This is a genomic window from Simplicispira sp. 125 (assembly GCF_003096555.1).
GTDB lineage: Bacteria > Pseudomonadota > Gammaproteobacteria > Burkholderiales > Burkholderiaceae_C > Simplicispira.
This window is the reverse complement of sequence record NZ_QEKM01000001.1, coordinates 1,058,268-1,071,199: the sequence shown is the minus strand read 5'-3', so window position 1 is coordinate 1,071,199 and position 12,932 is coordinate 1,058,268. Positions and strand designations below refer to the sequence as shown.

Genomic DNA, 12,932 nt, shown 5'->3' with positions numbered 1-12,932 from the left:
TATCCATTGACCCGGAGGAAACCACCATGCCCCTTCGCATCGTCCGCCTCGGCACCCCGCGCGCAGCAGGGGAAGGCACGCGCATCGGCACCGTGCGCCGCCCGCCACGCGGCGTGCCCAAAGCCGAGTTCGCCAGCCGCGACTACTACGACGTGTGGTACCCGCTGCTCTCGCCCAGCGCCGAACTCATGGCCCAGGGCCAGCAGGCGCAGACCGACAAGGAATGGGAGCAGTTCATCAAACAGTTCCGCAAGGAGCTGGCCCAGCCCGAGGCCAGCCGCACGCTCGACCTGCTGGCCGCGCTGTCGCACCACAGCGCCATGTCAGTCGGCTGCTACTGCGAAGAGGAGGCGCGCTGCCACCGCTCGGTGCTGCGCGCCGAGCTGCTGGCGCGCGGCGCGGACGTTGCCCCCTGAAATTCAAGCCATTTTGGCCTCTAGCGCTTAGCTGTAAAGCGCTGGCAGCTATCAAATCCATACCATTTCACTCACCACCACCGGAGACAACACCATGAAAATCGCATTCATCGGCCTGGGCCACATGGGCGGCCCTATGGCCCTGAACCTGCACAAGGCGGGCCACGAAGTGCGCGCGTTCGACCTGTCCAAAGCCGCCTGCGAGCAGCTCGCGGCCAGTGGCGTGCCGATTGCGACAGACGCTTTCGCCGCCGTGCAAGGCGCTGAAGCGGTCATCACCATGCTGCCCGCGAGCCACCATGTCGACGGCCTGTTCTTCGGTGCCAACGGCCAGCCGGGCCTGCTGGCGCACATTGCCAAGGGCACGCTGGTGATCGATTCGTCGACCATCGCCGCCGCGACTTCGCAAAAGGTGGCCAAGGCCGCCGAGGCGCAGGGCGTGCAGTTCATCGACGCGCCGGTGTCGGGCGGCACCGGCGGCGCCATTGCCGGCACGCTGACCTTCATGGTCGGCGGCGACGCAGCGGCGCTGGAGCGCGCCCGGCCCCTGCTTGAAAAAATGGGTAAGAACATCTTCCACGCCGGGGCCGTGGGCGCCGGCCAGACCGCCAAGATCTGCAACAACATGCTGCTCGGCATCCTCATGGTGGGCACCAGCGAAGCCATCGCCCTGGGCGTGGCCAATGGCCTGGACCCCAAGGTGCTGTCTGAAATCATGCGCCGCAGCTCGGGTGGCAACTGGGCGCTGGAGGTCTACAACCCCTACCCCGGCGTGCAAGAAGCCAGCGCCGCCACCCGTGGCTACACCGGCGGCTTTGGCACCGACCTGATGCTCAAGGACCTGGGCCTGTCGCAAGAAAACGCCATGGCCGTGAAAGCCAGCACCCCCCTGGGCGGCATGGCGCGCGCCATTTATGCCGCGCACAGCCTGGCAGGGCACGGCGGAGAAGATTTTTCCAGCGTGATCAAGATGCTGCAAAAGAAGGGTTGATCTGCGGGGCTGCGGCCCTTCTTTGATAGGAATGGGCGCCGTAACATGCCGTGACGGCGCCCATTCCTTTTTCAAAGCCAGCCCTTCACCCGTTGCAAGGTCATCTGATATCGGAAGATATGTCCCCCCGGACGATGGCGGCCCAAAAAAAACCCGCGCCATGCTCCATGGGTGCGGGGACAGGTTTCAAGGCGCTCCGGTGAGGCCCTGAGACGCGCTTACATGTGGTCGATCATGACCTGGCCAAAGCCCGAGCAGCTCACCTGCGTGGCGCCGTCCATCAGGCGGGCGAAATCGTAGGTGACCTTCTTGCTGGCAATCGACTTCTTCATCGAGCTGATGATGAGGTCGGCCGCTTCCGTCCAGCCCATGTGGCGCAGCATCATTTCGGCCGAGAGGATCTCGGAGCCGGGGTTCACGTAGTCCTTGCCGGCGTACTTGGGCGCCGTGCCGTGCGTGGCTTCGAACATGGCGATGGTATCCGACAGGTTGGCGCCGGGGGCAATGCCGATGCCGCCCACTTGTGCAGCCAGCGCGTCGGAAACGTAGTCGCCGTTCAGGTTGAGCGTGGCGATCACGCTGTATTCGGCCGGGCGCAGCAAAATTTGCTGCAGGAAGGCGTCGGCAATGCTGTCCTTGATGGTGATTTCCTTGCCCGTCTTGGGGTTCTTGAACTTCATCCAGGGGCCGCCGTCGATCAGCTCGGCGCCGAATTCCTTGGCCGCCAGGCCGTAGGCCCAGTCGCGGAAGCCCCCTTCGGTGAACTTCATGATGTTGCCCTTGTGCACGATGGTCACGCTGGGCTTGTCGTTGTCGATGGCGTACTGGATGGCCTTGCGCACCAGGCGCTCGGTGCCTTCGCGCGAGACGGGTTTGATGCCGATGCCAGAAGTATTGGGGAAGCGGATCTTCTTGACGCCGAATTCGTCCTGCAGGATCTTGATGAGCTTCTTGGCTTTGTCCGATTCGGCTTCGAACTCGATGCCGGCGTAGATGTCTTCCGAGTTCTCGCGGAAGATGACCATGTTGGTCTTGTGCGGCTCTTTCACGGGCGAGGGCACGCCGTCGAAGTACTGGATGGGGCGCAGGCAGACGTAGAGGTCGAGCTCCTGGCGCAGGGCCACGTTCAGCGAGCGGATGCCCCCGCCCACGGGCGTGGTGAGCGGGCCCTTGATGGAGACGACGTAGTCCTTGACGGCGGCGAGCGTTTCCTCGGGCAGCCAGACGTCGGGGCCGTAGACCTTGGTCGATTTCTCGCCGGCGTAGACCTCCATCCAGTGGATCTTCTTTTTGCCGCCGTAGGCCTTGGCCACGGCTGCATCCACCACCTTGAGCATCACCGGGGTGATGTCGCCGCCCGTGCCGTCGCCTTCGATGAAGGGAATGATCGGCTGGTCCGGCACATTCAGCGACATGTCGGCATTGACGGTGATTTTCGTGCCTTCGGCAGGCACCTTGATGTGCTGGTAGCTGGTCATGGACGTGAGGTCTCCGATGGAATGCTGAAGGGTCTTCAGCGGGTTAGGCAAAACTCTCTAAACCGGTTGATTCTATCGACAAAAAAACCGGTAAACCCTGTCAACGCCACGGTTTGGCGGGCGTTGTGAATAAGCTTCGCAGTCTTTTTGCGACGCATCAAACTCTTCATTTGCACGTCAAAGGTTTCTATGAACAAGCTTCTCACTGCCCTGATCGCCGGTCTGTTTGCCGCAGGTGCGTTTGCACAGCAGGCTCCCGCTGCCACCGCAGCCCCTGCTGCAGCTCCCGAAGCAGCGGCGGCAGCTGCACCAGCACCTGCAGCAACCAAGATGACCGCCAAGAAAGCCCACAAAAAAGTGGCAAAGAAAAAGGCCCACAAGTCGGCTGCCAAGGCTGTCTGACGCAGCAAAGTGGGAGCAGGCCCTGTGCCTTCTTCCCATTTGCGACAAAATTGCCCGCATCCGCGGGCTTTTTTGTGCCTGCGATGGACTTTTTCTGTTGAAGGTAGACCTCCCATGACAACCATTTCCCTGTCCCGTTTTGCTGCGCTGGTGTGCACGGGGGCGCTGGCGTTGACAGGCGCGCTGGCCCAGGCGCAAGAGCCACAGTTGAACCTGCAGCGCGTGCAGCTCACCGCGGGTATGCACCGCATCGATGCGCAGCTGGCCCTCAGCCCCCAGGAGCGCCAGATCGGCCTGATGCATCGCAGGGAGATGCCGCAGCATGAGGGCATGTTGTTTGTGTTCAATCAACCGGGCATTCAGTGCTTCTGGATGAAAAACACCTTGCTTGCGCTGACAGCGGCTTTTGTGGCCGATGACGGCACCATCGTGAACCTGGCCGACATGAAACCCGAAACCACCGATTCGCATTGCTCCGACAAGCCCGTTCGCTTTGTGCTGGAGATGAACCAGGGCTGGTTTGCCAAGAAGTCGATCAAGGCGGGTAGCAAACTGGTCGGCACGCCTTTCTCTGCGAACCGCTGACCGCGCCCTGCCCATCTGATCGCTCTCACAAAAAAGGCCGGTCTACCCGCGTGGGTGGACCGGCCTTTTGCGCTGCGCTTGTTGCCCAACCCGGGGGCGCAGGCCCCGATCTGGCAAAAATGCAGCCGCAGAGATCAGCTTTGCATGGTGGCCAGGGCTGCGTTGAGCGTTGCGCTCGGGCGCATGATGGCGTTGAGCTTGTCCAGGTCAGGCTGGTAGTAACCGCCAATATCCACGGCCTTGCCCTGCACTGCGGCGAGCTCAGCCACGATGGCCTGCTCGCCTGCGGCCAGCTTGGCAGCCAGCGGGGCAAACTTGGCGGCCAATGCAGCGTCGTCGGTTTGTTCCGCCAAGGCTTGCGCCCAGTACAGGGCCAGATAAAACTGGCTGCCACGGTTGTCGAGCTGCCCGGTCTTGGGAGACGGGTTTTTGTTGTTTTCCAGCAGCTTGCCGGTGGCGGCATCAAGCGTCTGCGCCAGGATTTTGGCCTGTGCGTTGCCGGTCTTGAGGCCGAGGTCTTCGAGCGATACGGCCAGCGCCAGAAACTCGCCCAGCGAATCCCAGCGCAGGTGGTTTTCTTCGACCAACTGCTGCACATGCTTGGGCGCCGAGCCGCCCGCACCGGTCTCGTACATGCCGCCGCCCGCCATCAACGGCACGATAGACAGCATCTTGGCGCTGGTGCCCAGCTCCATGATGGGAAACAGGTCGGTCAGGTAGTCGCGCAGGATGTTGCCGGTCACCGAGATGGTGTCCAGGCCGCGGATCACGCGCTCGAGCGTGTAACGCATGGCGCGCACCTGGCTCATGATCTGGATGTCCAGGCCCGTGGTGTCGTGGTCTTTCAGATAGGCCTCGACCTTCTTGATCAATTCGGCCTCGTGCGGGCGGTACGGATCGAGCCAGAACACCGCCGGCATGCCCGAGTTGCGCGCGCGCGTAACGGCCAGCTTGACCCAGTCGCGGATCGGTGCGTCCTTGACCTGGCACATGCGCCAGATATCGCCCTGTTCCACGTTCTGCGAAAGCAGCACTTTGCCCGTGGCCAGATCGATGATGTTGGCGACGCCGTCCTCCTGGATCTCGAAGGTCTTGTCGTGCGAGCCATATTCCTCGGCCTGCTGCGCCATCAAACCAACGTTGGGCACAGTGCCCATGGTGCGCGGGTCGAAGTTGCCGTGCCATTTGCAGAAGTTGATCATCTCCTGGTAAATGCGGGCAAACGTTGATTCAGGCATCACGGCCTTGACGTCTTTCAGGCGGCCGTCTGCGCCCCACATCTTGCCGCCATTGCGGATCATGGCGGGCATGGAGGCGTCCACGATGATGTCGTTGGGCGAGTGGAAGTTGGTGATGCCCTTGGCCGAATCGACCATGGCCAGCTCGGGGCGGCCTTCGTGGCAGGCGTGCAGGTCCTTGAGGACCTCTTCGCGCTGGGCGGTGGGCAGCGTGGCGACCTTTTCGTACAGGTTTGCCATGCCGTTATTGACGTTAACACCCAATTCTTCGAACAGCTTGCCGTGCTTGGCAAAGGCGTCTTTGTAGAAAATTTTCACGCAGTGGCCGAAGACGATGGGGTGCGAGACCTTCATCATCGTGGCCTTGACGTGCAGCGAGAACATCACGCCCGTCTTGAAGGCGTCTTGAATCTCGTTTTCGTAAAACTCGACCAGCGCTTTTTTGCTCATGAACATGCTGTCGATGACTTCGCCCGCCTTGAGCGACACCTTGGGCTTGAGCACAATGGTCTGACCGCTTTTGGTCGTGAGCTCCATCTTCACGTCGCAGGCGGCATCCAGCGTCATCGATTTCTCGCCGGCATAGAAGTCACCGTGGTGCATGTGCGAGACATGCGAGCGCGATGCCTGGCTCCAGTCGGCCATTGAATGCGGATTTTTGCGTGCGTATTCCTTGACGGCACGGGGTGCACGGCGGTCCGAATTGCCCTCGCGCAGCACCGGGTTCACGGCGCTGCCAATGCACTTGGCATAGCGCGCACGCACCTCTTTTTCTTCGTCGCTCTTGGGGTCTTCAGGATAGTCGGGAATGGCATAGCCCTTGCCCTGCAGCTCTTTGATGCAGGCAATCAACTGGCCCACCGAAGCGCTGATGTTGGGCAGCTTGATGATGTTGGCATCGGGCTGCAGGGTTTTCTGGCCCAGTTCGGCCAGGGTGTTGGGCACCCTTTGAGCGTCCGTCAAACGCTCAGGGAAAGAAGCCAAAACGCGGGCTGCCACCGAAATATCGGTTTCCTCCACATGGATGCCAGCGGGCGCGGTAAAGCTGCGCACGATGGGCAAGAACGACGCCGTGGCCAGGCGCGGTGCTTCGTCGGTCAAGGTATAGAGGATGGTGGGTTGCTGGATGCTCATCTTTTCTCTCAGTGAACAAAAACAGGGGTCGCACAGCCGGGCTGCAGCCCAGCGCGCGTCGCATGGTCAGACGCCAGAGGATTGTGCTTGAGGCGAAATTTCAAGGGGGACGATTTTGCAATCAAATATCACAATACGAAATATTCTAACGATGAATCGACTTTTTTTTGAAGTCTTCTATAAGACTTACAAAATTTCATCTTCGCGCGCCCATGAGAAAGGGCCCGAGGATCGCTCTTCGGGCCCTTTTTTTCGGGTTTGAAGCGCTGCCACCGCAGCGCCTGTTCGCTCAGGCGAAGTTGGCTTCGGCAAACTTCCAGTTGACCAGCTTGTCGAGGAAAGTCTCGACAAACTTAGGGCGGGCGTTGCGGTAGTCGATGTAGTAAGCGTGTTCCCACACGTCTACGGTCAGCAGTGCCTTGTCGGCAGTGGTCAGCGGCGTGCCGGCAGCGCCGGTGTTGACGATGTCCACGCTACCGTCCGCCTTCTTCACCAGCCAGGTCCAGCCGGAGCCGAAGTTGCCCACGGCGCTCTTGACAAAGGCTTCCTTGAAAGCGGCATAGGAGCCAAATTTTGCGTTGATGGCTGCAGCCAGCGCTCCGCTGGGCTCGCCGCCACCGCTCGGAGCCATGCAGTTCCAGAAGAAGGTGTGGTTCCAGATCTGGGCTGCGTTGTTGTAGATGCCACCGCTGGATTTCTTGATGATTTCTTCCAGGGTCATCGATTCGAATTCGGTGCCCTTTTGCAGGTTGTTGAGGTTCACCACATAGGCGTTGTGGTGCTTGCCATGGTGGTACTCCAGCGTTTCCTGGCTGTAGTTCGGGGCCAGGGCATCAATGGCGTAGGGCAGCGCGGGCAGGGTATGTTCCATGGGGGTGTTCCTTATGGTGGTTTTGTTGTAGGGCACCATGCGCGCGATGCGCGGACGGCGGGATGTCACCCGACCATTGTAGGAAGAAGCACCAACCCTTGCAGTCCTGTGCGTATGCCCCGCAGGGCCGCCCTGCTCTACCGTGGCTTGGGCGGCTGCACTACCAGGTCGAGCGCGCCATCGGCCAGCGTGGCCTGCAAGGCGGCGCCGGGCTGGGTTTGCTGCACGCTGGTCACCGCGTGGCCCTGGCTATCGCTGAGCAGGGCGTAGCCGCGCTGCAGTACCAGGTACGGATCGAGCAACTGCAGGCGCAAGGCAGCGCGCTCCAGGCGCTGGCGATGATCGGCCAGGTTTTGCTGCATCTTTACTAAAAAATCAGCCTCTAGCGCTTGCTGGTTGTGCGCGAGAAGCTGCATTTTCAATAGCACTGCACGGCGCATGCGCTCGGCCAGGCGGGCGCTGCGTTGCTGTTCGCGCACCACCAGGCCCGACGGACGGCCCAAGCGTGCGGCCACTTGGTCCAGGCGCTGGCTGCGCTGCTCGATCTGGCGCTGCACGCCGTCGCCCAGCCGCGTTGCCAGCAGGTCCAGCGCACCCAGCCACACGCCGCGTGGCTGGGCCACCAGTTCGGCGGCGGCTGTAGGGGTGGGCGCCCGCAGATCGGCACAGAAGTCGGCCACGGTGAAGTCGGTTTCGTGCCCCACGCCACTGACCACCGGCACAGGGCTTTGCACGATGGTGCGGGCCAGTTGCTCGTCATTGAAGGCCCACAAGTCTTCGATGGAGCCACCACCACGCACCAGCAAGATCGCATCGATTGGAGGATTTTTAGCCAAATCGGCCCCTGGCGCTTGCCCAGCTTGCGCCATCAGATACAGTTTTGATAGCGCTGTGCACAAGGATGGTGCCGCGCCTTCGCCCTGCACCAGTGCTGGCACCAGCACCACGGGCAGATGGGGAACCCGCCGACGCAACGCCGTCACCACGTCGTGTAAGGCTGCGGCACCGGGCGAGGTGACCAGGCCAATGCCGCGCGGCATCAGGGGCAGCGGGCGTTTGCGGGCCGTGTCGAACAGGCCTTCAGCCTCCAGCCGGGCCTTCAGGCGCAAAAACTGTTCAAACAAAGCACCTTGGCCGGCCCGCTGCAGGCTTTCTACAACGAGCTGCAGGTCGCCACGCGCCTCGTACACGCCCAGGCGCCCGCGCAACTCGACCAGTTCACCGTCGCGCGGCACAAAGTCGAGGCGGCTGGCAGCGCTGCGGAACATGGCGCAGCGGATCTGCCCCTGCGTGTCCTTGATGGAAAAGTAGCAATGCCCGCTGGATGCGCGCGAAAAGCCGGTGATCTCTCCGCGCACCGCGACCGGATTGAAGCGCGCCTGCAAAGCATCAGCCACGGCGCGGCATAGCGCGCCAACTTCCCAGATACGTGGCGCCAGGGCGTTGTTTTGGGGGTCAAACATGGGGTTCCAGGCGTGTTTCCGGCGTTGCTGCGGTGCAGTACTCCACAGGAGCGCCAGGAGGCAATAATGTAACTTTTTGTCTTATAAAACACCGGGGAAAGCGTTTGTTTCCGTGCAACCCGTTGTTTTTGTTGTGTTTTTTGATGCGCAAAATTTCAGCATTCTGTTTCGGTGACGGTTTGGCGCCATTTTCCGGGGCACCCCCCTGCTGTTTTCCACAAAGTTATCCACAGAAACTGTGGGTGACAGGGGCGGGTGCTGGATTCCGGGGAGTGGGGTGGTCATCGCCGCAGGAAAAGGCCGAAAGCTGGGCCATAATCGCCCTTTGCCCATCCCCGTGCGGAGAGATAATTGCTGTCCATCATACAAGCCGCAGGCTGGCCCATCTGGCCCTTGATTGCCTGCTCGGTCCTGGCCATGGCGCTGATTTTTGAGCGTTTCGTATCACTCAAAACCGCCCGCATCGCCCCCCCAAAATTACTGGATGAAGCCATTTCGGTATCGGTCCATGCCGTGCCCGGACCCGATGTGGTGGCCCAACTGGCCCAAAACTCTGCGCTCGGAGAGGTGTTGGCCACCGGCCTGCGCACCCTCAACAGCAATCCCCGCTGCAGCGAATCGGACCTGCGCGCCTCCATGGAAGGCTCGGGCCGGGTGGTTGCGCATCGCCTGGAGAAATACCTCAGCGCCCTGGCCACCATTGCCTCGGCTGCGCCCCTGCTGGGGCTGCTGGGCACCGTGGTCGGCATGATCGAAATTTTCGGCTCCCAGGCCAGCGCAGGCGGCGGCATGGGCAGCGGCAACCCGGCGCAGCTGGCGCATGGCATCTCGGTGGCGCTCTACAACACGGCGTTTGGCCTGATTGTGGCCATTCCATCGCTGATTTTCTGGCGCTACTTCCGGGGCCGGGTCGATGCCTACCTGCTCACGCTGGAGTTGGCCTCCGAGCAGTTCGTGCGGCACCTGCTGCGCCTCAGAAAGTGACCCCCAAGGCCTACCGCCCATGAACTTTCGTCCCCGCGCCAAGGAAGAACCCGAGATCAATCTGATCCCGTTCATCGACGTGCTGCTGGTCATCCTCATCTTTCTGATGCTGACGACCACGTACAGCAAGTTCACTGAACTGCAACTCACCCTGCCCGTGGCCGACGCGGACCAGCAGCGCGACCACCCCAAGGAGGTGATCGTGGCCGTGGCCGCCGATGGCCGCTATGCCGTTAACAAGACGGGCATTGAAGGCAAAAGCGTGGATGTGCTGGCCAGCGCCATGCAAGGCGCCGCCAAGGCCGGACCCGGCAGCATCGTCATCATCAGTGCCGACGCCACCGCGCCCCACCAGTCCGTGGTGACGGTCATGGAGGCCGCACGCCGCGTGGGCCTGACGCAAATCACCTTCGCGACCCAGTCGTCCGCCCGCGCGGGCGCTGGCAAGCCCTGACGCAGCGCGGCTGCTGCCATGCCGCAGCCCCCACTCTCTCCCTCTTCTAATCTGGCGCCTGGATCGGTGCTGCAGCGTGCCTGGCGCCAGCGTGGATGGCTCGCATGGCTGCTGTGGCCCCTGTCGCTGCTGATGGGCCTGGCCGTGGCGCTGCGCCGCATGCTCTACCGGGCCCGCGTACTGCGGGCCGAGCACCCGGGCGTGCCCGTGGTGGTGGTGGGCAATGTGGTGGCAGGCGGCGCGGGCAAGACGCCCGTGGTCATGGCCGTGGTGCGCCACCTGCAGGCGCAGGGCTGGCACCCGGGCGTGGTCTCACGGGGCTACGGGCGCAGCACGCAAGATTGCCGCATGGCATATGCCAGCAGTCCCGCCCGCGAGGTCGGCGACGAACCAGCATTGATCGCCCGCCAATGTGCTGTGCCCGTGGCCGTGGCAGCGCAGCGCATTGCTGCGGTGCAGCTGATCTTGGCGCAGCACCCGGACACCGATGTCATCGTCTGCGATGACGGGCTGCAGCACTTGGCGCTGGCGCGAGACATTGAAATTTGTGTTTTTAACGACCTGGGCACGGGCAACGGGTTCCTTTTGCCCGCAGGCCCGCTGCGCGAATCCTGGCCTCGCCCGGTCGATCTGGTGGTGCATGCCGGGTCCGCCGTGGCTGACAGTGGCGCGCCAGCGTTTGCACTGCAGCGCTCACTGGCCGACTTTGCGCTGCGTGCCGACGGACAGCGTGTCCCCCTGGCCGACCTGCACCAACAGCCGCTGCTGGCCGTGGCAGGCATTGCCAGGCCCCAGGATTTTTTTACCATGCTGCAATCTCTGGGGTTGCCGTTGGCGCAAATGCAGGGGCTGCCAGATCACTCTAATTTTGATAGCTGGAACCGCCCAAAGGATAAGCCTTACACGCTTATTTGCACTGAAAAAGACGCCGTTAAATTATGGCAATACCACCCCGATGCGCTGGCGGTACCGCTGCGTACAGCCATCGATGACGGCTTCTTTATCGCCCTCGATGCCCTGCTAGCCCGTGCCAGGGCTCGCTCGCTATCATCACCTTCCTGATTTTCTTTCTTCCGATTGCGCCGCCATGGACACCAAATTACTTGAACTGCTGGTCTGCCCCGTCACCAAGGGGCCCCTCACCTACGACCGGGAACGCCAGGAACTGGTTTCACGCAGCGCACGCCTGGCCTACCCGGTGCGCGACGGCATCCCCGTGCTGCTCGAACCCGAGGCGCGTACGTTGAGCGACGAGGAACTCGAACAATGAACACTGCAGCCGGCTTCACCGTACTGATTCCGGCACGCATGGCATCGAGCCGCCTGCCCGACAAGCCCCTGGCCGAGATCGGCGGGTTGCCCATGGTGGTGCAGGTGGCCCGGCGCGCGGCGCAAAGCGCGGCCCTGCGCACGGTGGTAGCGGCGGACGATGCACGCATCCTCGACGCCTGCCAGCGCCATGGTGTTGAGGCGGTGGCCACCCGCGCCGACCATCCCAGCGGCAGCGACCGTCTGGCCGAAGCCTGCGCGTTGCTGGGCTTGCAGGGCGACGACGTGGTTGTCAACGTGCAGGGCGACGAGCCTCTGATCGACCCACAGCTCATCAACGCGGTCGCCGCACTGCTCGCAGCCCACCCGCAAGCCAGCATGGGCACGGCAGCGCATCGCATCGAAACCTTGACCGACCTGACCAATCCCAACGCAGTGAAGGTTGTGCTGGACGCTCAGGGGCTGGCCCATTACTTCAGCCGCGCGCCCATCCCGTATGCACGCGACCATGCCGACACCGCCTGGTGGCAAGGTGCTGCCGTGCAGGCACACCCCAACGTGACTGCTCTGGCAGGGTTTGCTCCGCTACGCCATATCGGCATTTACAGCTACCGCGCAGGTTTTCTGCGCCAATTTCCCACGCTGTCGCAAGCACCCACCGAAGCCGTCGAGGCGCTGGAGCAACTGCGCGCCCTGTGGCATGGCCACCGCATTGCCGTGCACGTCACCGCAACAGCACCCGGCCCGGGCGTGGATACCCCACAAGACCTGGCACGGGTGCGCGCACTGCTGGGCTGAGCACATGCGCCGCCTGCGCGCAGCCGCTCCATCGTGTGTAAGCCAGAGCGAAAGTTGCGCATGCTATCCTTGCCCTCCAAAAAAACACCGCATCCGGGCCGGGCGTAAGCACGCCTGCGACCTGCTGTGCAGCCAGATTCACATAGCGAGAGGATTTCCATGAAACTGATTCTGTTGGGCGCACCAGGCGCCGGCAAAGGTACGCAGGCCACCTTCATCTGCCAGAAGTACGGTATCCCGCAAATCTCCACGGGTGACATGCTGCGCGCTGCCGTCAAGGCGGGCACGCCGTTGGGCCTGAAGGCCAAAGCGGTCATGGAGTCGGGTGGGCTGGTCAGCGACGACCTCATCATCGGCCTGGTCAAGGAACGCATTGCCGAGCCTGATTGCGCCAAGGGCTTCCTGTTCGATGGCTTCCCGCGCACCATACCGCAGGCCGACGCCATGAAGGAAGCCGGAGTCAAGCTGGACTACGTGCTGGAGATCGATGTGCCCTTTGACGCCATCATCGAACGCATGAGTGGCCGCCGCTCGCACCCCGGCAGCGGTCGCACCTACCACGTCAAGTTCAATCCGCCCAAGGTGGCAGGCAAGGACGACGCAACGGGCGAGGATCTGATCCAGCGCGACGACGACAAGGAAGAAACTGTGAAGAAGCGCCTGGAGGTCTACAGCGCCCAGACACGCCCTCTCGTCGATTACTACTCAGGCTGGGCGACCCAGGACCCCGCCAACGCCCCCCAATACCGCGCCATCAGCGGTACCGGCAGCGTGGAAGAAATCACCGCCCGCGCAATGGCCGCACTGGCAGGCTGAGCGCCATTCCTGTAGGCCCGCACGCGAGCCCCA

General features: G+C 62.5%; 14 protein-coding genes. 10 read left to right on the top strand and 4 right to left on the bottom strand.

Features of this window, described 5'->3' with window-relative positions; translation table 11 throughout:
• Nucleotides 1–26 precede the first annotated feature (26 nt).
• Together C8D04_RS04900 and mmsB are read left to right on the top strand one after the other, a co-directional pair.
• Nucleotides 27–416, top strand: a complete 390-nt coding sequence (locus tag C8D04_RS04900; protein ID WP_116003850.1) for a DUF488 family protein — start codon at nucleotides 27–29, stop codon at nucleotides 414–416.
• A 94-nt stretch (nucleotides 417–510) separates the two neighbouring features.
• Nucleotides 511–1,407 (top strand): 3-hydroxyisobutyrate dehydrogenase, encoded by an 897-nt coding sequence (gene mmsB, locus C8D04_RS04895; protein WP_116003849.1) that lies wholly within the window; start codon nucleotides 511–513, stop codon nucleotides 1,405–1,407.
• A gap of 218 nt (nucleotides 1,408–1,625) precedes the next feature.
• Here mmsB and icd read toward each other — a convergent pair whose 3' ends face one another.
• Complete coding sequence (icd, locus tag C8D04_RS04890; protein WP_116003848.1) at nucleotides 1,626–2,885, bottom strand: NADP-dependent isocitrate dehydrogenase; 1,260 nt, start codon at nucleotides 2,883–2,885, stop codon at nucleotides 1,626–1,628.
• 189 nt (nucleotides 2,886–3,074) lie between these two features.
• Here icd and C8D04_RS04885 point away from each other — a divergent pair, with 189 nt between their 5' ends.
• Both C8D04_RS04885 and C8D04_RS04880 read left to right on the top strand, forming a co-directional pair.
• A complete protein-coding gene (locus tag C8D04_RS04885) occupies nucleotides 3,075–3,287 on the top strand; it encodes a hypothetical protein (protein ID WP_116003847.1) in 213 nt (70 codons plus the stop codon).
• A 114-nt stretch (nucleotides 3,288–3,401) separates the two neighbouring features.
• Entirely contained in the window at nucleotides 3,402–3,872 is a 471-nt protein-coding gene (locus C8D04_RS04880) for a DUF192 domain-containing protein (RefSeq protein ID WP_116003846.1), read from the top strand.
• Nucleotides 3,873–4,006: 134 nt separating this feature from the next.
• On the opposite strand, the gene C8D04_RS04875 is transcribed toward C8D04_RS04880, so the two are convergent.
• The 3 genes from C8D04_RS04875 to xseA all read right to left on the bottom strand — a co-directional run bounded on the left by C8D04_RS04875 (nucleotide 4,007) and on the right by xseA (nucleotide 8,578).
• The gene (locus C8D04_RS04875) at nucleotides 4,007–6,244 is read right to left on the bottom strand and encodes an NADP-dependent isocitrate dehydrogenase (RefSeq protein WP_116003845.1); all 2,238 of its coding nucleotides are present in this window, start codon (nucleotides 6,242–6,244) and stop codon (nucleotides 4,007–4,009) included.
• Between the two features lie 289 nt (nucleotides 6,245–6,533).
• A complete protein-coding gene (locus C8D04_RS04870) occupies nucleotides 6,534–7,115 on the bottom strand; it encodes a Fe-Mn family superoxide dismutase (protein ID WP_116006020.1) in 582 nt (193 codons plus the stop codon).
• Nucleotides 7,116–7,252: 137 nt separating this feature from the next.
• On the bottom strand, nucleotides 7,253–8,578 hold the full coding sequence (gene xseA / locus C8D04_RS04865; protein WP_116003844.1) for an exodeoxyribonuclease VII large subunit: 1,326 nt from the start codon (nucleotides 8,576–8,578) through the stop codon (nucleotides 7,253–7,255).
• 351 nt (nucleotides 8,579–8,929) lie between these two features.
• Here xseA and C8D04_RS04860 point away from each other — a divergent pair, with 351 nt between their 5' ends.
• From C8D04_RS04860 to adk, 6 genes are all read left to right on the top strand, one after another.
• Nucleotides 8,930–9,562 carry a MotA/TolQ/ExbB proton channel family protein gene (locus tag C8D04_RS04860; RefSeq protein ID WP_116003843.1) on the top strand — a complete coding sequence of 211 codons (633 nt, stop codon included), beginning with the start codon at nucleotides 8,930–8,932 and terminating at the stop codon, nucleotides 9,560–9,562.
• Between the two features lie 19 nt (nucleotides 9,563–9,581).
• Nucleotides 9,582–10,016, top strand: a complete 435-nt coding sequence (locus C8D04_RS04855) for a biopolymer transporter ExbD (protein ID WP_116003842.1) — start codon at nucleotides 9,582–9,584, stop codon at nucleotides 10,014–10,016.
• Between the two features lie 18 nt (nucleotides 10,017–10,034).
• Nucleotides 10,035–11,078: a tetraacyldisaccharide 4'-kinase gene (lpxK, locus tag C8D04_RS04850; protein WP_116003841.1), complete on the top strand. Its 1,044-nt coding sequence runs from the start codon at nucleotides 10,035–10,037 to the stop codon at nucleotides 11,076–11,078.
• A 25-nt stretch (nucleotides 11,079–11,103) separates the two neighbouring features.
• The gene (locus C8D04_RS04845; protein ID WP_116003840.1) at nucleotides 11,104–11,286 is read left to right on the top strand and encodes a Trm112 family protein; all 183 of its coding nucleotides are present in this window, start codon (nucleotides 11,104–11,106) and stop codon (nucleotides 11,284–11,286) included.
• A complete protein-coding gene (kdsB, locus tag C8D04_RS04840; RefSeq protein WP_116003839.1) occupies nucleotides 11,283–12,083 on the top strand; it encodes a 3-deoxy-manno-octulosonate cytidylyltransferase in 801 nt (266 codons plus the stop codon). Before C8D04_RS04845 ends, kdsB begins: the two co-directional genes overlap by 4 nt.
• 159 nt (nucleotides 12,084–12,242) lie before the next feature.
• The gene (adk, locus tag C8D04_RS04835; RefSeq protein WP_116003838.1) at nucleotides 12,243–12,899 is read left to right on the top strand and encodes an adenylate kinase; all 657 of its coding nucleotides are present in this window, start codon (nucleotides 12,243–12,245) and stop codon (nucleotides 12,897–12,899) included.
• The last annotated feature ends 33 nt before the right edge of the window (nucleotides 12,900–12,932 follow it).

Coding starts and splice junctions, on each gene's coding strand:
- C8D04_RS04900 (WP_116003850.1), top strand. CDS start 27: ATGCCCCTTCGCATCGTCCGCCTCGGCACCCCGCGCGCAGCAGGGGAA.
- mmsB (WP_116003849.1), top strand. CDS start 511: ATGAAAATCGCATTCATCGGCCTGGGCCACATGGGCGGCCCTATGGCC.
- icd (WP_116003848.1), bottom strand. CDS start 2,885: ATGACCAGCTACCAGCACATCAAGGTGCCTGCCGAAGGCACGAAAATC.
- C8D04_RS04885 (WP_116003847.1), top strand. CDS start 3,075: ATGAACAAGCTTCTCACTGCCCTGATCGCCGGTCTGTTTGCCGCAGGT.
- C8D04_RS04880 (WP_116003846.1), top strand. CDS start 3,402: ATGACAACCATTTCCCTGTCCCGTTTTGCTGCGCTGGTGTGCACGGGG.
- C8D04_RS04875 (WP_116003845.1), bottom strand. CDS start 6,244: ATGAGCATCCAGCAACCCACCATCCTCTATACCTTGACCGACGAAGCA.
- C8D04_RS04870 (WP_116006020.1), bottom strand. CDS start 7,115: ATGGAACATACCCTGCCCGCGCTGCCCTACGCCATTGATGCCCTGGCC.
- xseA (WP_116003844.1), bottom strand. CDS start 8,578: ATGTTTGACCCCCAAAACAACGCCCTGGCGCCACGTATCTGGGAAGTT.
- C8D04_RS04855 (WP_116003842.1), top strand. CDS start 9,582: ATGAACTTTCGTCCCCGCGCCAAGGAAGAACCCGAGATCAATCTGATC.
- lpxK (WP_116003841.1), top strand. CDS start 10,035: ATGCCGCAGCCCCCACTCTCTCCCTCTTCTAATCTGGCGCCTGGATCG.
- C8D04_RS04845 (WP_116003840.1), top strand. CDS start 11,104: ATGGACACCAAATTACTTGAACTGCTGGTCTGCCCCGTCACCAAGGGG.
- kdsB (WP_116003839.1), top strand. CDS start 11,283: ATGAACACTGCAGCCGGCTTCACCGTACTGATTCCGGCACGCATGGCA.
- adk (WP_116003838.1), top strand. CDS start 12,243: ATGAAACTGATTCTGTTGGGCGCACCAGGCGCCGGCAAAGGTACGCAG.